The sequence below is a fragment of the Terribacillus sp. JSM ZJ617 genome (genome assembly GCF_044383785.1).
Lineage (GTDB): Bacteria > Bacillota > Bacilli > Bacillales > Amphibacillaceae > Terribacillus.
Genome location: NZ_JBISEQ010000009.1, coordinates 1 through 17513 on the forward strand (window position 1 = coordinate 1; position 17513 = coordinate 17513).

Genomic DNA, 17513 nt, shown 5'->3' on the forward strand with positions numbered 1-17513 from the left:
TAGAGCTGACGTTGATCTTGCGATCATGTCGTTTAGTTCGTAATTGGTTGTTTTGTTCAGTTTTCAAAGATCAATTTCGTTCTGCCGATCGTTTGGCGACTAGAACATTGTATCATGTTTTAACTTGCGTTGTCAACATGTTTTTTTGTTCTTGTTTTTCGTGTTTGTCGCTTCGTTTGAAGCAACTCTAATAATTTACCACGGATGTAAAGGCATTGCAATAGTTTTTTTAAATAAATGTAAAACAATCTTACAAACTGTTATAAAGCATTATCCCGCATTCGTTAGCATTCTATGCAAATGCCTATATAATGGTGAAAAGAAGAAGGGCAATATAGCCCTTCTTCTTTCTATTAGGAACGATTGCGCATCTGCGGGAACAGCAATACGTCCCGGATGGACGGAGCATTTGTTAACAGCATGATCAGGCGGTCAATACCGATACCCAATCCTCCTGTAGGCGGCATACCATACTCAAGGGACTCCAAGAAATCCTCATCCATTTCATGTGCTTCATCATTGCCTTGTTCTTTTTCTTTCATTTGTGCTTCGAAACGCTCACGCTGATCGATTGGGTCGTTCAGCTCGGAGAATGCATTTCCATGTTCTCTCCCTACAATAAATACTTCAAAGCGATCCGTGAAGCGCTCATCTTCTGGATTCTTCTTCGCAAGCGGAGAAATCTCAACTGGATGACCGAAAATGAAGGTCGGCTGAATAAGCTTGTCCTCTACGCGCTGTTCAAAGAATTCATTTACAATATGGCCGAACGTCATTGTATCTTTAATATCAATACCATTTTCCTTCGCTAGAGCTTTCGCCTCTTCGTCGCTCATTTGCTTCCAGAAATCAACGCCTGTGTATTCTTTGACTGCATCTACCATGTGCAGACGTTTCCACTTCGGTTCAAGGTTGATTTCATACTCACCATAAGGAATCACAGTTTTACCAAGCACGTCTTTTGCTACATGGGCAATCAGGTTCTCTGTCAATTCCATGATTGTATCCATATCACCATACGCTTCGTATAGTTCAAGCATTGTGAACTCAGGGTTATGGCGTGTAGATACACCCTCGTTACGGAATACACGTCCGATTTCGTACACTTTCTCCAATCCGCCAACGATAAGACGTTTCAGATGCAGTTCAATCGCTATACGCATATAAAGCGGTATATCCAATGCATTATGATGGGTAATGAATGGACGAGCTGCCGCTCCACCCGGAATGCTGTGCATCAGTGGTGTTTCTACTTCCAAGTATCCGATATCGTCCAAGTAACGGCGGATACTTTGGATGATCTTACTGCGAGTGATGAATGTCTGCTTCGATTCCGGATTTACGATCAAATCAAGGTAGCGTTGACGATAGCGCTGCTCGATGTCAGTCAAACCATGGAATTTATCAGGAAGCGGACGAAGTGCTTTGGATAGGATATCAAATGAAGTAGCCTTAACAGAAAGCTCTCCTACATTCGTTTTGAACATTACACCAGTAACACCAACGATGTCACCTAGATCCGCACTGCTGAATAGCTCATACGCTTCGTCACCAACTTGATCTTTACGAACATAAAGTTGGATCTGACCGCTCAAGTCCTGCAAGTGAGCAAAACCTGCTTTACCTTTACCGCGTTTCGTCATTAGACGGCCAGCAATAGTCACTTCCGCTTTCTTCTCTTCTAATTCTTCCTTACTGAAAGCATCAAATGCTGCTACCAGCTCTTCTGATTGATGTGTGCGTTCGAATCTGGCACCGAACGGATTATAACCTTGGTTCATGAGCTGTTCCATCTTATCGCGACGCACCTGCATCTGATCGTTTAATTCTTCACTCATCCTGTTCACTCCCATTTCTTCTATATTCATTATCTAACATGCTAAAAAAACTGCCAGCATGACTGGCAGTATTGTTCGTCCTCGTATAATGCGAGGCTTATCGCATTGCTACCTCGTATAAGTATAGAAAAGCAGCCATGCTGTGTCAATAAAGCACGTCCGATTAAAACGTCGCCATAGAAGCTTCTGCTTGGTCTGCAAAATCATAAAGCAGCTCAGCCATGTCTTCTTTTGTGGTTGCTTCATTTATCAATTTGCGTACTTTCCCAGTACCATCCAACCCTTTTAAGTACCAGGCAGCATGCTTACGCATTTCCATGACCGCTACTCTCTCACCCTTCAAACGAATCAAACGTTCCATGTGCAGCACACATACATCGATCTTCTCACGAGGCCTTGGTTCCTCCAGCATCTCGCCTGTTTCCAAGTAATGAACGGTTCTATATATCATCCACGGATCCCCAAGAGCAGCTCGCCCGATCATAACTGCGTCAACACCCGTTTCCTCCAATCGCTGCTTTGCGATTTGCGGAGTTGTAATATCGCCATTACCGATAACAGGAATAGAAACGGATTCCTTCACTTGGCGAATGATATCCCAGTTAGCAAGTCCTTCATAGTGCTGCTCGCGTGTACGGCCATGCAATGCGACTGCTGCTGCTCCTGCTTCTTGCAGTGCTTGTGCATTCTCTACTGCATAGATCGTACTGTCGTCCCAGCCTGTCCGCATCTTAACAGTTACCGGCTTACCTACTTCTTTTACAACCGCAGATACCATTTCATGAATCTTCTCCGGCTGAAGCAGCCAGCGCGAACCCGCCATGTTCTTAGTGATCTTCGGTGCTGGACAACCCATATTAATATCAATTATGTCAGCTGTCGTATTCTGATCGACGAATTTAGCAGCTTCCACCAGTGTATCCGGGTTAGCTCCGAAGATTTGCAAGCTCATCGGCTTTTCCTGTTCATCTATATAAAGCATGTTCATCGTTTTGGCGTTACGAGTCACGATGCCGTTGTCACTGATCATTTCTGCACATACGATACCCGCTCCGAATTCCTTTACAGTCAATCGGAAAGCTGAGTTACTGATACCAGCCATCGGCGCCAATACTACTCGGTTCTTAATGGTGATATCACCGATTTTGAACAACGTTTCTACCTCCCATTCAGTTTTACTATATATTTAAAGAACCCCAGCTCCTAACGCCTTGCACATCTTGAGCCGGCAATGCATCCAGCCATTCCTGCACTCTTTTGCCCCCAAGGAGCAGTTCAGGAGCTATTTCAGCTAAAGGCACTAATACAAAAGCTCGCTCATGCATGCGTGGATGGGGAAGGATAAGTTCCTCAACATTCATATTTTCAGTACTATAAAGCAAAATGTCAAGGTCTACCGTCCGCGGCCCCCAGTGAATGATCCGCTTTCGACCTAACTCCTTTTCGATACTCTGACAGATATGCAGCAGCTCTAGTGGCTCCAAGCTTGTTCCAACCCCCGCAACCAAGTTCAGGAACTGATCTTGGTCCTCATAGCCTACTGGATCTGTTTCATATACCGTTGATATCTGTTTCAATTCTATTTCCGAGTGCTCCTTAAGCATTTGGATAGCCTGCTGTAAGTAAGCCTCTCTTGGGGCTATATTAGATCCCAGTGCAATCCACGCCTGTTTCATAGACGCTCCCGCCGAATTTCCACCGCCACTGATTCATAATGCCCTGCGATTGGAGGGTTTGGCTTGATAACCTTCACTGTGCACGCTTCCAACAGAGAGAATGAAGCAAACAATTGCTTGGCAATCTCTTCTGCAACTGCCTCTATTAAGTTCTTTGCTCGTCCTTCCACAACATCTTTGATAACCTCAAACGCTTGACCATAATGAATCGACTGTGTCATGTCATCCGATTCACCAGCTTTACGCAGGTCAAGTTCCAATACAGCATCTACGGTGAAACGCTGACCAAGCTTATTTTCTTCCGGAAATAAACCATGATAACCGTAAAATTGTAAGTTGTTCATATATATCTTATCCATCTTTTACTCCTTCCCAACTAACGCATCCATCATCTTTACGATACGTGCTGTCTGTTTCACTTCATGTACCCGGACCATATGTATGCCCTTGGTAATACCAAACGCTGTCGTAGCTGCAGTTCCTTCATCCCGTTGATCTGCAGGCAGATCAAGTACGGTACCGATGAATCTTTTTCGCGATGCACCGAGAAGGACTGGGTAACCCATTGCCGTGATTTTATCTAACTCACGCATAGCAGACATATTTTCATCAAAGGACTTAACAAATCCAATACCCGGATCAAGCCATATATCCTCTGGCTTAACACCAGCATCAAGAGCAATCTGGATACTTTCCTCCAAATCCGCAATCATATCTGGAAGTAAATCGGTATAATTCGCTTCCTCACGATTGTGCATCAAGATGATTGGAACACCCAAACGCGCCGCCACATTGGCCATATCGGGGTCGAACTTCGCTCCCCATATATCGTTTATAATGGATGCACCCGCTTTTATAGCAGCTTCTGCTGTCTTCGCTTTATATGTATCAATTGAAATCGGCAAATCCACCGCTTCACTGATGGCCTGTATGGCTGGTACGACACGTGCGATTTCTTCACCTGCTGATACTGGGTCATACCCCGGCCGGGTCGACTCCCCACCAATATCTAAAATATCCGCTCCCTCAGCAGCAAGCTTTTGCGCTTGCTTAACAGCAGCCTCTACATTCGTATAACTGCCTCCGTCCGAAAAGGAATCCGGTGTCACATTAATGATTCCCATTACAAGTGTTTGCTTAGAAAGATCATATTCTTTATTACCTATTATACGTTTCATATACCGTCAACCTCTCGTTCAATATCTTTCTAGTGTACACGAATCCGTGCATAAAAAAACACCCCTGCCTATGATGGGCAGGGGCTTTCCGTTCATTAGTCTTCGAATTGGTATAGCGGTGTAGAAAGGTAGCGCTCGCCGTTACTCGGAACCACAGCCAATACTTTCTTACCAGGTCCAAGCTCTTTTGCAACCTTCTTGGCAGCAAAGATGGCAGCTCCTGTAGAAACACCGCCCAGCAAGCCCTCTTTAGCAGCTGTTTCTCTGGCAGTCGCATATGCTTCTTCATTCTCTACTTGAATGATTTCAGAGTAAATATCCGTATCCAGGATGGATGGAACAAAACCTGCACCAATACCTTGGATTTTATGCGGTCCTGGCTTTCCGCCTGAGAGAACAGGAGAACTTGCCGGTTCTACCGCGATGATACGGATATCTTTATTCAATTCTTTCAGGACTTGACCTACTCCTGTAATCGTACCGCCTGTCCCGATTCCAGCTACAAACGCATCAAGGTCGCCTCCGAATTCAGCTGCTATCTCCTTACCTGTCGTACGGGCATGGATAGCAGGGTTCGCTTCGTTCTTGAACTGCTGCGGCATGAAATAGCCATGTTCCTTTTGCAATTCCTCCGCTTTCTGAATAGCACCTTTCATTCCTTCCGCTCCTGGAGTCAATACGAGCTGCGCTCCATAAGCACGAAGAAGGTTACGGCGTTCCATACTCATCGTATCCGGCATTACAAGAATTGCCTTATAGCCTTTAATAGCTGCTACTAAGGCAAGACCGATTCCGGTATTACCACTTGTCGGTTCAATGATTGTGTCACCCAGCTTCAATCTGCCGTTTTCTTCCGCATCTTCAATCATTGCAAGTGCAATCCGATCCTTAACAGATCCGCCTGGATTTTGGAATTCCAGCTTTACATAAATCTCGGCACTATCACTTTCCGCTGTACGATTAAGCTTAACGATTGGTGTATTTCCGATCAATTCAGAAATGGATGATGCAATTGCCATGATTATTCCCCCTAATTCCCACTATTTTAATTGGATTTATTTAACTGTAAGCAAAATATTGCTAAAAGTCAAACCAAATGAGAAGGGTTTATCGAAGCAGTGCTTTCAATTCATCTTCCGTAAACGTATACGTTTCATTACAGAAGTGGCAGTTAGCCTCCGCACCATGATCTTCATCAATCATCGCTTGGATCTCTTCATTACCTAGACTCTTAATTGCATTCTGGATGCGGTCTTTTGAGCATTGACAAGTAAAGCTAACCGGCATAGTGTCCAGGAAGTTGATATTTTCTTCTCCTATCAGCTTCTCAAGGATTTGCTCCGGTGTATTTCCTTCTCTGATCAGTGTGGAGATCGGAGCAATAGAGCTGATCCGCTCTTCCAATTGCGTAATGATTGTATCATCCGCTCCAGGCAGCACTTGCAAAATAAAGCCGCCGGCAGCAAGGATGGTATGATCCGGATTAACCAAAACTCCCGCACCCACCGCAGAAGGTACCTGCTCGGAGTTTGCGAAATAATAGGTGAAGTCCTCTCCAATCTCTCCAGATACAATCGGTACTTGACCCGTAAACATTTCTTTCAGACCAAGATCTTTCGCTACACTCAATGTTCCGACAGTACCTACAGCACGAGAGACATCCAGTTTACCGATGGAGTTCAGTTCAAAGTCGACATGCGGATTCGTGATATATCCTCTCACTTCACCTTTTGCATTGCTGTCTACAATGATAGGTCCGACTGGTCCGTCGCCTTCGACCTTTACTGTCAGCTTGTCTTCTCCCTTAAGCATTACACCCATCATCGTACTTATTGTCAGAGTACGTCCAAGTGCTGCCGATGCGGTTGCCCACGTATCGTGACGGCGGCGTGCTTCTTCCACTAATTCTGTCGATTGTATTGCATAAGCACGGATATTACCGTTAAATCCTGTCGCTTTAATTAAATAATCACCCATAAGAGCAATGTCACTCCTTCTATATATATCGACCATATCGGCCTATTTTTTCCACAAGGTATTGCTTATCTTATCATAATCCCGCAGGTAAATCCTTTTATATGTTTACTATACCCAAACAAAGAAAAAGGCCTCCCAAAAGGAGACCTTTTCTTTTATGCTTTTGGACGATTATCTGAATCATCATTTGTTCGCGGATTTTCCTCAGGTATACCTGACTGATCCGGCGATTTGGAAACATCTTCGTCGATAGCTGTGTCACCAGACGGAGCCGCTCCATTTTCTTCCTGCGGCTGAATTGTGACAGTTACATCGTCGTCACTATCCTTCAGCAGGCTTGTTTTCTTCTCTGATTTTGTGCGTTCAGCGGCAACCTCATCCTCCGTAGGAAGGCGTCCTTTATCAAACAATGTTTGAATTTGGAAAGCATCCAATGTTTCGATCTCAAGGAGTGTTTGGGCAATCAGCTCAAGCTTCTCTTTATTTTCAGTAAGAATCTGCTTCGCACGTGCATAACACTGATTGATGAAGTTCTGTACTTCCTGATCGATCTCATAAGCAATTGCTTCACTGTACGTCTGTTCATTCTGAATATCACGGCCGAGGAATACATTTCCGCCGCTGCTTGTGAACTGCAACGGTCCAATCTTATCACTCATACCGTATTCTGTAACCATCTTACGGGCAATACCTGTTGCACGCTGGAAGTCATTATGTGCTCCGGTACTTACTTCACCGAAGATGACTTCTTCTGCAACACGTCCGCCGAGCAATCCGGTGATTTTATCAAGCAATTCGGGCTTGGTCATGAAATAGCGATCTTCTCTTGGAAGCATGACAGCATAACCGCCAGCTTGGCCACGAGGAACGATTGTTACTTTATGCACCATATCAGCATCATCAAGCACCATACCGATCACGGTATGACCGCTCTCATGGTAAGCAACGATATTACGTTCCTTCTTGGAGATGACTCGGCTCTTCTTCGCAGGACCTGCAATGACACGGTCGATCGCTTCATCAACGTCGTCCATGATAATTTGCTTACGGTCACTTCGTGCGGCTACTAGTGCAGCTTCGTTCAAGAGGTTCTCCAAATCCGCTCCGGAGAATCCTGGAGTACGCATCGCGATTGTACGCAGATTAACGGACTCATCAAGCGGTTTGTTGCGAGCATGTACTTTCAGGACTGCCTCACGTCCGCCTAGGTCAGGACGGTCAACTGTAATTTGACGGTCGAAACGGCCAGGGCGAAGAAGGGCTGGGTCAAGAATGTCTGCACGGTTTGTTGCAGCAATGATGATGATTCCTTCATTTGCACCGAAACCATCCATTTCAACAAGCAATTGGTTCAATGTCTGCTCACGCTCATCGTGACCGCCGCCTAAACCGGCTCCACGCTGACGTCCCACAGCATCAATCTCATCGATAAAGATGATACATGGTGCGTTTTTCTTCGCGTTTTCAAACAAATCACGTACACGGGATGCACCGACCCCTACAAACATCTCTACAAAGTCCGAACCACTTATAGAGAAGAACGGCACGCCTGCTTCTCCTGCTACCGCACGGGCAAGCAATGTTTTACCTGTACCCGGAGGTCCTACAAGGAGGACACCTTTCGGGATACGTGCTCCTACTGCAGAGAATTTACGCGGATCTTTAAGGAAGTCGACAACTTCGACAAGCTCTTGCTTCTCTTCGTCGGCTCCAGCTACATCACGGAATTTAACTTTCTTCTTCTCTTCATTGTACATCTTCGCTTTGCTCTTACCAAAGTTCATCACTCGGCTGCCTCCGCCTTGTGCCTGACTCATGAAGAACAAGAAGATTAATACAAGCAGCAAGATAGGGAAGAGGGTTGTCAGTAGAGTCTGCCAGAAACTTGGCTGCGGCTCTTCATCTGCATTCATCTTAACGCCTTGTTCATTTGCCGTATTGATGATTTCATTCATCAGCTGTTCATTCTGAGGTATCTCAGTCTGGAACTGCTTGTTATCTTCCGTCTCACCTCTTACCGTATAGATATTGTTAGTAGGCTGGACGGTCATGCTTTGTATATCACCACTCTCAAGCGTGGTTCTAAACTTGTTAATGTCATACTGTTCGATTTCGTTCGTCTGATTCTTGAATAAGTTGATCACACCTATAATGACTACAAAAATAATTATAACCATTAAGGTATTACGGAACACTTTGCTCATTGCCTACCTCCTCCCAAACGAGAAAACTATAGTAAATACTACCATATGCAAAACCTGCTATACAACTAAATACCCTTTACCTTATGTAAAAGGAAGATGATCCATACCGGTACCGATTATTCGGTACGGGCGCCGCCATACACTTCCGGTTTCAAGACACCGATATACGGCAAATTACGATATTTCTCCTGATAATCCAAACCATATCCGACAACGAATTCATTTGGCACACGGAAACCGACCAAGTCCGCCTGGATCTTCGCCGTACGTCCTGAAGGTTTATCAAGAAGCGTGACGATTTTAATCGACTTTGCTTTCCGGTATTTGAATAAATCAACCAGATAGCTCAATGTGAGACCGCTGTCGATAATATCCTCGATGATCAAAAGATCTCTGCCTTCCACTTTTGTATCCAAATCCTTGACGATTTTCACTTCACCAGAAGATGTCATGCCGCCGCCGTAGCTGGACACATCCATGAAATCCATCTCCAGATGTGTATCCATATGACGGAGTACATCGGACATGAACGGAAGGGCGCCTTTCAATACGCCAATAGCAAGCGGGAAGGAATCCTTGTATTCCTCTGTAAGCTGCTTCCCGATCTCAGCGCATTTTGCTTCGATCTCTTCCTTTGTAATCAGTACTTTCTCAATCTCATCATGCATTGCTCGGTCCTCCTGTTTGTTCCCCTTTTTTCGCTTGGTAGCACAGACGCAAATAGCTGCCTGATTCTCCTGTTGTTCTGCCTGTTTCCCCTTTTCTTAAACCGATAAGCCATAAAATAGTGCCAGTCGCATCCTCCACAATCGGCCAGTCCCGCCTTTTAACAGCAGGAATTTTTTCATCAATGAAAATATCTTTTACTTTTTTGGTCCCTCTCATTCCGCGCAGCTTCATTTTGTCGCCATTTTTCCTTGTACGGATCTGCAAAGGCAAGGTAACATCCGCAAGGGGCAGTACGAAGTCGTGGGAACCGTTTTCGGTTGAGTGTGGGGTAAAAGAAGCCGTTAATAGAGATCCATCAGGTAACGTGACGCATCCGGGAGCGTGAAATGTATAATGGAATAAGTCCTTTGCCTCATTACGAAAAGATACCGTCATTCGGCTATAGGACTTTGTCAGTTGTAATCCTGCCGGAAAATCTAAAGAGCTGTTTGCTTTAGAGCTAGCTATCAGTTCAAAGAACTGCGCTTCGTGCCGATGGTGCAAGTCCACCGGAAGCGCTTGATACAGATACATCAATATTAGATGATACACTCTTCTTTGTAAAGCAATCGGGTATGTAAGAAATCGGTCTATTTCAAAGGCTGCCGCCTGTTTCCCGACATCATATTCCACCACTTCTGCAAACATCTCCGCTGCCTGTCCCTCCAGATAAGCTTCATCTGCTTTAAGCGCTTCGCTAAAGCGCTGCGCATGCTGATGGAAGGTCGGGAATTCCTTCTTTATCGGATCCAGTACACGGTGACGGAAGAAATTACGCGTATAATCCTCTGATGCATTTGACGGATCGATACGATATGGTATGTCATGCTGTTCACAATATTGTTGAATTTGGGCTTTGCTGCACGACAGCATCGGGCGGATGAGTTCTCCGCCAGCGAATGGCCGCTTGATATCCATGCCGCTGACTGCAGCAGGATTAGATCCCCGCGCCAGCCGCATCAGGATGGTTTCTGCCTGGTCGTCCCCATGATGGGCAAGAAACAAAGCGTCTGCATCAAAACGCGACATGCACTCCTCGAAATAGCTGTAGCGCATTTCCCTGGCTGCAACCTGGGTGCTTTGCTGATGTGCCTCCTTCCATCCCGGAACGTCTAAAGTTACAGCTTCCGATACAATCCCCCATTTTTCGCATATTTCTTTTACAAATACCGTGTCTAACCTGGATTCTTCGCCCCGTAAACCATGGTCGACACTTAAGGCAATGATGTGCCAATTTCGCCGCTGCTTCTGTTCCTTCAGGAAATGAAGCAGTGCCATTGAATCGGGTCCGCCAGATACACCAGCCAGGATAGTCGAACCTTCCTTCCATAAACCATGTCTGTCCATAAATGCTGTCACAGTATGTTCCATTTTCCGTCATCCTTATGTAGTTGCTGCTTTTATCGTACCACTTATGCTGCGGGACAAAAAGTTTATTGCAGCAGATAAAGAACATAGCAAGCAATACCATAGACACTTAATACGACACACTCTCCCAAACCGGTTTTGCGTCTATTGCTCTTCGCTACTCGAGAAGGAGTTGCTGCCGGGGCAGGAGCCTTCCTCCTCATAAGATGCTTTACCAGATCCTGCTTCATTGCAGCGCTGTCTGAATATTTGCCTGTCAAAGCCTTATCCAGGATTGGCCGCAGTTTTTCAGCACGGGATAGCGCCGCCCTTATGGCTGCTTTCGGTGTATCTCCTTTCAGAAATCTTCCGCCATTCACAATTTCCAGGGCTGTCATAGCAAGTGCAAATAGATCGTATGAGGGTTCTGCTTTCCTGCTTCCCATACCCCAGTGTCCTCGGTCATAAAACTCGGTATATTCCTTGATTGCCCTGCCTTTCTGTGTTGTCCCTCCTACATCTACCCACCGAAGCCGAACAGGGTTTTCACAAACAACCAAATTATCAAGCTTCAAATCACCGAAAACCCAACCTGCTTGATGGAGGTGATCCAGATCCTCCAGCAATCCCAGCAGCAATACCGGCAGCCACTCCGAACCTTTTGCTTTTATGTATGTATCAAGTCTGCTTCCCTGAATATATTCCATCACATAAAAGGTATACAGTTTGCCGCTTGGACTGACATAATCATCGCTATCAAACAAACAAGGTCCTAGGAAATGTCCCTGGACCTTTTTCAGCGATTGCAGTACATTCATTTCCATCGTCATTGAGGTACGTTTATCACTGATTTTCAAGGCGGCATCGACGCCGTTTCTTTTTGTCAGATAAACAGTGCCGATTGCTCCGCTGCCAAGTTTTCGTATCAGCGGATAGTTTCCTTTATGCCATTTGCCCGTCAAACGGATACCGGGTTGTAAATCAGCTGCCGAATTCTTCATATTCAGCTATCCCGTCTGTACGCTTTGGCAGAGATTTGCGGCTGAATTCGTGAATTGCTTCCCGCAGCGCAGGCCCTGTCGGTGTGACTCCGCCTGTAGCAAGCTTCGGAAAAACAGAAGACACGTTTTCCAGTCGCTCCGTCCACTCCATCACTTTGACTGCAGGATCCCTTTTTCCAGGGAAACCAAGTATGGCAAACTTATTATTGCCAAGGCGTGCATTCATACTAATGGAAAGATCGATCAGCGCCTCCTTTACGACAGGAAGCTTATGGTGCATGCTGGCACTCGTATCTACAAGTATAAGCACTTCCAGATTAGCCGTTTCACTTATTTCCTCAACGACTTCCAGTACATCGCCCCTTTTTTCCGGCGGCAAATCGTCCAATGAATTACCCGGCCCTAAGATTTGCTTTAATTCCCGATTAACGACCCCCTCGATCGTCTGTGTCATTGCCTGTTTTGTCACCATTTGGACAGTCTCTGTCAAAGCCTGCTTATAAATCAACTGACTGACACCGCCTCCTGCTTTAGCAATGTTCTCCACTTCTTCGAGGCTAAGTGAATGTTCCGTATGCCCCTCCTCCAGAATACCGATTACATTTACCGTAATGTGTTGGGCATAAGCCAAGGCAGCGACCGCTGCTGGATCTTCGCCGCGGTTGGAGCATCCATCTGTGATCAGCAGGATCTGTTTCAGCGTACTCGGTTTCATCGTTATCCCTCTTCTCCATTCGTTATCTCCATCATCGACGGGAAAGAGAGATAATATACGTTCGCTATGCCTCCTTCACTTTGTTTTTATAAGTAGGGATGGAAGCCCATTGCGGCATATTGCGATCAATTGCTGCCACCATGACAGTCATGTCATCCTCTATTTCTCCAGCACGGTGGCGAACAACCTCTTCCAGGAGCAAATCTGCCATCTCCTGCGGCACAGTTGTATTCATCTCCTTGATCTTCCGCTTCAGCCAGATATCCGTGTTCTCCACATGCCGCGGAGCCTCAAAGATTCCGTCACTCATCATGACGAGCAAGTCACCCGGCTGCAGCTGCTCCTGTACGACGTCCACCTCCAGATCCTGTACGATGCCGATCGGTAAGTTGCCAGACTCTATTTTAAGGACCTGATCACCGCGCTTAATGAAGCTTGGTGTCGATCCGATTTTAAGGAATTGGACTGCTGCGTCATGCAAATCGATGACTGCCAGATCCAATGTTGCGAATATCTCTTCGTTGGAGCGGAGCGAGAGGATGGAATTGATCGATTTGATTGCCACTTCTTCTCTGATGCCTGATTGCAGAATCTGCTGAAGCAGCCGTAATGTCTCGGTGCTTTCCTCATGTGCTCTGTCTCCATTGCCCATACCATCACTGATTGCAATCGCGTACTTGCCCGCCCCTAGTTCGATCGTGGAAAAACTGTCTCCCGATACGAACCCCCCACCTTTTGCCGCATGTGCAACACCTGTATCCACGACGAATTTCTTAATGGAAGAGAACGCCAGGAAACAGGACTTATCCGGAAACGGCGCTATTTCTTCCTTCGTTACGACGACAGTCTCCCCCAGAATGTCGGATAAAATAGGGCCGATCAGCTTTTGCCCCTCGCCATGGTATCCTTGTATAGATACATGCATCTCAATATCGATGCTCCCTTTCGTCAGGGAGAATACATCCAGCTTGTCCACGACTAAGCCAGCCGCCCGCAAAGCAGCCATCATCTCCACCTCTTGATGCTCATGGTTCTCCTTTTCCTTGACGATTTCCTTTGCAAAGTCGCCCATAACCTCGGATACACCGTTAAGCTGATCGGCAACAAAGCGACGGCTTTCCTGTACCTGCCGCCGCAGCATCTGATTAGCTTGATGGAAACTCAGCTCATGCTTCATCGTTTCGATCACTTTCTTCGATTTGACACAGTGGGACTCCAAGTTCCGCTCCAGCAGTTTATTCGGAGGCCCTCCGTCCTCCATATCCTCTTTCAGACTCTCCATTAATTGATAGGTTCGATCAAACTGCTGTGCGCCCCAGCAGCGATCCTTTTTGAAGCACAGCTGGCATGTCTGCTCGGTCACATTGCCAAGCAGAAAATCAGTCTCCCGATTCCGCACATCCTCTGCCTCCCGATCAGGCGTAGCGAAGCTCTTCGCCAATGCATCAAACACATTGGAGAACTGCTGCACGCGATTAGCCGTAACATCGCGTACCTTTTGAAGATACTGCTCCTGTTCCTGGCTGTGCTCAGCAGTGCCAGGAACAAAACGGGACATACGCCGGATCCAGCTGTCCGGCGTCAAAACGAGCAGCAGTATACTAATAGCTGATGCAAGCAAGGATGGATATACCTCCTGCATGCCCTGCTCCTGCCCATACACACCGATAAGTAATGTTCCTATAATAAGACCGATGCTCACCCCGAATTTTTTTCCGTCCTTTAATAAGCCGCCAAGCAGACCAGCAAAGGCTAAGAGGCTCATCTCATATAGACTTGCAACATTGGCGAGACTGAGTATCAAGCCAGCAACTACCCCAACAGTCGAGCCCATTGCCGCCCCGCCGATCAACGCCAGCAGCAATACGAAGTAGCGGGAGAATATCTGCTCCACTCCAGCCCCTTGGATCTGCCAGCCGATCGTGCCGGTGAGTACTGAGGCTAGCAAAATGATCAAGCAGACTATCTCTTCATTTTTTAATGCCGGATAATATCTTTTAATGGATAATAACGGAATGCTTTGCATAAAGATGATAAAGAGTACAGAACCAAGAATTCCTTCGACGCCGATCATCATCCAGTCAAAGCTGGACAAGGTGTTTTCATAGGAGAGTGCCAGCATCCTCGGGAGGGAACTTGCCAGAAAGACGAGTACAGCCATGACCCGAATTTGATGCGGTATCTTCTTACTAATCATGGCAAGGAAATAAAGTACGAATGCTGTTCCTGCTATATATAGCCCATGTGTCCAATGATAGGTTCCCGCACCAGCGATTGTTGCCAATGTGATTGGCACCATTCTCTTTCTTCTTGTCAGCCAGATAGATGCCAGGAATGCTGCCGCAAATGGGGAGACAGTGGTCAGTACGACAGCCCGTCCAAGCAAGAAGCCTACTAAAGCCAAAAGCCATGCCTTCTCTATCAATAGAAGTTTCGCCAGATCGAACCCCTTCTTCTTCCAATTTTCCAACCGCTTCTGCTCCACTCCGTAAATGCCCCATTTCTTTCTTGATACTGTCTCCATTTCATTAACACTCCTATCCTATCCTCATATTTACCGAGGCTCTGTGTACATACTATGGTAATCCCCGGGACAAACTCTTATTTGAATATAGTCATTTAACCACATCCCATATTCATAATTTGTCAAAAGAACCGAGCGTGACTTAAAAACATTTCGACTTAATCCCATACCTTCTCACCGGCTTCAACACGACTTGGACAGCTTAAGCTTTTTTGCGGCATTTTTCCCTGTCGTATTTAGCTCTGGTTTCGTAAGTCTTGTCAGAAAACTTTTATTTTTTATAGGAAGCGTTTTCCATAAAACTTCTATATTGCATTTTTGTGAAAGAGGAGTAGAATAGTTCCTACTGAAACAGTTCGCATGCGAACTATTTTTTTGTTGAGGGGATGACAACTTTGACTGATGAGGAAAAAATCAGCCAAGTGATCCAATCGTTTCGATGTCTGAATCAAGCTTTTCATAAGCAATTTTGGCATAATGCTGATCAATTAGGTGTGACTGTCGTTCAACTGCACATCCTGAAAGTATTAGCGGACGAGCCTGGAACTGGCTTGAACGACCTTGCCCAAAAGGTGAATGCAAGCAAGAGTACAGTAAGCGAAACGGTTGAAAGGCTTGTACAAGCTGAATTGGTGAAACGGGAGCGCTCTACCCATGACCGCCGCGCAATCGTTCTGTCACTGACTCCAAAGGGACTGGAGCAGAAAAAGACAGCCTACCGAACCTATTTGCAAAGACTGGGGAACATTTCAGACTTCAGCACGGAGGAAGTGGAGACTTTATTGTCTCTTCACAGCCGTTTGCTAAAAAAGATAACAACTCAAGGAGATGAAACAACATGAAAGATCGTTCAGCCTATGTTAATCCAGAATCATTAACCAGAGGCCCGATCGTCGCTATCTTGGTTTTGGGTGCTTTCGTAGCTATCCTGAACCAGACACTGATGAACATCGCGTTGCCTGTCATGATGGTGGATTTGGATATAGAAGAAAACTCAGCACAATGGCTGACAACAGCATTTATGCTGGTAAATGGTATTTTAATTCCGATTACTGCCTTCTTTATGGAAAGATTCACAACTCGTAAACTATTTATCACTGCAATGAGCTTGTTCGCAATCGGAACACTTATTTGTGGAGTCGGCCCTGATTTTACAACCATCTTAATCGGTCGTATCGTACAAGCAGCCGGCGCTGGTATCATGATGCCATTGTTATTCAATACTGTATTGAGCCTTTACCCAATTGAAAAACGCGGCAGCGCCATGGGTGTCATCGGTCTAGCGATGATGTTCGCACCTGCAATCGGACCTACACTTTCTGGTTTTGTAGTCGAGCACGTATCATGGAGATGGTTATTCTTCATCATTCTTCCTATCGCTATCATCGATATCATCCTTGCAGTATTCATCCTGCGAAATGTAACGAAAACACAGAAATCTTCAGTTGATGTGTTATCCGTCATCCTGTCCACTATCGGATTCGGCGGCTTGCTATACGGCTTTAGTGTTGCCGGAGATAAAGGCTGGGATTCCACACCGGTTATCACTACACTTGTAGTGGGTGGTATATCCTTACTCATCTTCATCATCCGACAATTGACAATCAAAAAACCAATGCTCGAGTTCCGTGTATTCAAATACTGGATGTTCTCTCTATCGACTACAATCAACGTCGTTATTACAATGGCTATGTTTGCAGCGATGCTATTGATCCCGATTTTCACACAGAATATGCTAGGTTATTCACCGCTTAAATCAGGTCTATTGCTACTGCCTGGTGCACTGGTTTCTGCGATCATGTCGCCGATTACTGGTAAATTGTTTGATAAGATCGGTGCTCGTCCGCTTGCGTTGATCGGACTATTGATCACAACAATCACAACTTACTTCCTAAGTACGTTGTCTATCGATACAACTTACACGTATATGATGACTGTCTATACCTTCCGTATGATCGGTGTATCCATGGTTATGATGCCAATTATGACAGCTGGTTTGAATCAGCTTCCTAAACGGTATTACGCTCACGGTACGGCGATGGCGAACACACTTCGTCAGATGGCCGGTGCGATCGGTACTGCATTGCTGGTTACTGTGTTCTCTACTCAAACAAAGGAACACGTTACAGACATGATGATGTCTGGCACACCGCAGCAGCAAGCTACATTGCTAGGTTCCATCGAAGGTATCAATGATGCCTTCTGGATTGCTACACTTATCGCAGCTGTCGGTTTCATCCTTTCCTTCTTCCTGAAAAAGGTTCGCCCTGCAGATGAGATTGAACAGGAACAATCAACAGCTACTACAACACCTGTCGGAAAACCTTCCGAAACGCATTAATAGA

Annotated in this window: 15 protein-coding genes; 2 read left to right on the forward strand and 13 right to left on the reverse strand. The window is 45.8% G+C overall.

The window, feature by feature from the left end; translation table 11 throughout:
* Positions 1 to 353: 353 nt before the first annotated feature.
* The 13 genes from lysS to spoIIE all read right to left on the reverse strand — a co-directional run bounded on the left by lysS (position 354) and on the right by spoIIE (position 15168).
* Positions 354 to 1838 (reverse strand): lysine--tRNA ligase, encoded by a 1485-nt coding sequence (gene lysS, locus ACH6C1_RS18775; RefSeq protein ID WP_095224729.1) that lies wholly within the window; start codon positions 1836 to 1838, stop codon positions 354 to 356.
* Positions 1839 to 2001: 163 nt separating this feature from the next.
* Positions 2002 to 2991 (reverse strand): tRNA dihydrouridine synthase DusB, encoded by a 990-nt coding sequence (gene dusB / locus ACH6C1_RS18780; protein WP_095224728.1) that lies wholly within the window; start codon positions 2989 to 2991, stop codon positions 2002 to 2004.
* Between the two features lie 25 nt (positions 2992 to 3016).
* Complete coding sequence (gene folK, locus ACH6C1_RS18785; protein ID WP_374079806.1) at positions 3017 to 3514, reverse strand: 2-amino-4-hydroxy-6-hydroxymethyldihydropteridine diphosphokinase; 498 nt, start codon at positions 3512 to 3514, stop codon at positions 3017 to 3019.
* On the reverse strand, positions 3511 to 3873 hold the full coding sequence (folB, locus tag ACH6C1_RS18790) for a dihydroneopterin aldolase (RefSeq protein ID WP_095224726.1): 363 nt from the start codon (positions 3871 to 3873) through the stop codon (positions 3511 to 3513). The genes folK and folB overlap by 4 nt, the downstream gene beginning before the upstream one ends.
* A 3-nt stretch (positions 3874 to 3876) precedes the next feature.
* The gene (gene folP / locus ACH6C1_RS18795) at positions 3877 to 4692 is read right to left on the reverse strand and encodes a dihydropteroate synthase (RefSeq protein WP_374079811.1); all 816 of its coding nucleotides are present in this window, start codon (positions 4690 to 4692) and stop codon (positions 3877 to 3879) included.
* Between the two features lie 95 nt (positions 4693 to 4787).
* Complete coding sequence (cysK, locus tag ACH6C1_RS18800) at positions 4788 to 5711, reverse strand: cysteine synthase A (protein WP_095224724.1); 924 nt, start codon at positions 5709 to 5711, stop codon at positions 4788 to 4790.
* Positions 5712 to 5799: 88 nt separating this feature from the next.
* Positions 5800 to 6669, reverse strand: a complete 870-nt coding sequence (gene hslO / locus ACH6C1_RS18805; RefSeq protein WP_366248426.1) for an Hsp33 family molecular chaperone HslO — start codon at positions 6667 to 6669, stop codon at positions 5800 to 5802.
* 155 nt (positions 6670 to 6824) lie between these two features.
* A complete protein-coding gene (gene ftsH, locus ACH6C1_RS18810) occupies positions 6825 to 8873 on the reverse strand; it encodes an ATP-dependent zinc metalloprotease FtsH (protein WP_374079815.1) in 2049 nt (682 codons plus the stop codon).
* A gap of 116 nt (positions 8874 to 8989) precedes the next feature.
* Positions 8990 to 9541: a hypoxanthine phosphoribosyltransferase gene (gene hpt / locus ACH6C1_RS18815; RefSeq protein WP_095224721.1), complete on the reverse strand. Its 552-nt coding sequence runs from the start codon at positions 9539 to 9541 to the stop codon at positions 8990 to 8992.
* Positions 9534 to 10952 carry a tRNA lysidine(34) synthetase TilS gene (tilS, locus tag ACH6C1_RS18820; protein WP_374079818.1) on the reverse strand — a complete coding sequence of 473 codons (1419 nt, stop codon included), beginning with the start codon at positions 10950 to 10952 and terminating at the stop codon, positions 9534 to 9536. The genes hpt and tilS overlap by 8 nt, the downstream gene beginning before the upstream one ends.
* A 62-nt stretch (positions 10953 to 11014) precedes the next feature.
* A complete protein-coding gene (locus ACH6C1_RS18825) occupies positions 11015 to 11929 on the reverse strand; it encodes a protein kinase domain-containing protein (RefSeq protein WP_374079820.1) in 915 nt (304 codons plus the stop codon).
* A complete protein-coding gene (locus ACH6C1_RS18830) occupies positions 11910 to 12644 on the reverse strand; it encodes a vWA domain-containing protein (protein ID WP_095224718.1) in 735 nt (244 codons plus the stop codon). Before ACH6C1_RS18830 ends, ACH6C1_RS18825 begins: the two co-directional genes overlap by 20 nt.
* 64 nt (positions 12645 to 12708) lie before the next feature.
* Positions 12709 to 15168: a stage II sporulation protein E gene (gene spoIIE / locus ACH6C1_RS18835; protein ID WP_374079823.1), complete on the reverse strand. Its 2460-nt coding sequence runs from the start codon at positions 15166 to 15168 to the stop codon at positions 12709 to 12711.
* Positions 15169 to 15563: 395 nt separating this feature from the next.
* Between spoIIE and ACH6C1_RS18840 the strand changes: the two genes are divergently transcribed.
* On the forward strand, positions 15564 to 16010 hold the full coding sequence (locus tag ACH6C1_RS18840; RefSeq protein ID WP_374079825.1) for a MarR family winged helix-turn-helix transcriptional regulator: 447 nt from the start codon (positions 15564 to 15566) through the stop codon (positions 16008 to 16010).
* Positions 16007 to 17509: a DHA2 family efflux MFS transporter permease subunit gene (locus tag ACH6C1_RS18845; protein WP_374079827.1), complete on the forward strand. Its 1503-nt coding sequence runs from the start codon at positions 16007 to 16009 to the stop codon at positions 17507 to 17509. The genes ACH6C1_RS18840 and ACH6C1_RS18845 overlap by 4 nt, the downstream gene beginning before the upstream one ends.
* The last annotated feature ends 4 nt before the right edge of the window (positions 17510 to 17513 follow it).

Coding starts and splice junctions, on each gene's coding strand:
- lysS (WP_095224729.1), bottom strand. CDS start 1,838: ATGAGTGAAGAATTAAACGATCAGATGCAGGTGCGTCGCGATAAGATG.
- hpt (WP_095224721.1), bottom strand. CDS start 9,541: ATGCATGATGAGATTGAGAAAGTACTGATTACAAAGGAAGAGATCGAA.
- folK (WP_374079806.1), bottom strand. CDS start 3,514: ATGAAACAGGCGTGGATTGCACTGGGATCTAATATAGCCCCAAGAGAG.
- folB (WP_095224726.1), bottom strand. CDS start 3,873: ATGGATAAGATATATATGAACAACTTACAATTTTACGGTTATCATGGT.
- folP (WP_374079811.1), bottom strand. CDS start 4,692: ATGAAACGTATAATAGGTAATAAAGAATATGATCTTTCTAAGCAAACA.
- tilS (WP_374079818.1), bottom strand. CDS start 10,952: ATGGAACATACTGTGACAGCATTTATGGACAGACATGGTTTATGGAAG.
- ftsH (WP_374079815.1), bottom strand. CDS start 8,873: ATGAGCAAAGTGTTCCGTAATACCTTAATGGTTATAATTATTTTTGTA.
- cysK (WP_095224724.1), bottom strand. CDS start 5,711: ATGGCAATTGCATCATCCATTTCTGAATTGATCGGAAATACACCAATC.
- ACH6C1_RS18830 (WP_095224718.1), bottom strand. CDS start 12,644: ATGAAACCGAGTACGCTGAAACAGATCCTGCTGATCACAGATGGATGC.
- ACH6C1_RS18825 (WP_374079820.1), bottom strand. CDS start 11,929: ATGAAGAATTCGGCAGCTGATTTACAACCCGGTATCCGTTTGACGGGC.
- ACH6C1_RS18845 (WP_374079827.1), top strand. CDS start 16,007: ATGAAAGATCGTTCAGCCTATGTTAATCCAGAATCATTAACCAGAGGC.
- hslO (WP_366248426.1), bottom strand. CDS start 6,669: ATGGGTGATTATTTAATTAAAGCGACAGGATTTAACGGTAATATCCGT.
- spoIIE (WP_374079823.1), bottom strand. CDS start 15,168: ATGGAGACAGTATCAAGAAAGAAATGGGGCATTTACGGAGTGGAGCAG.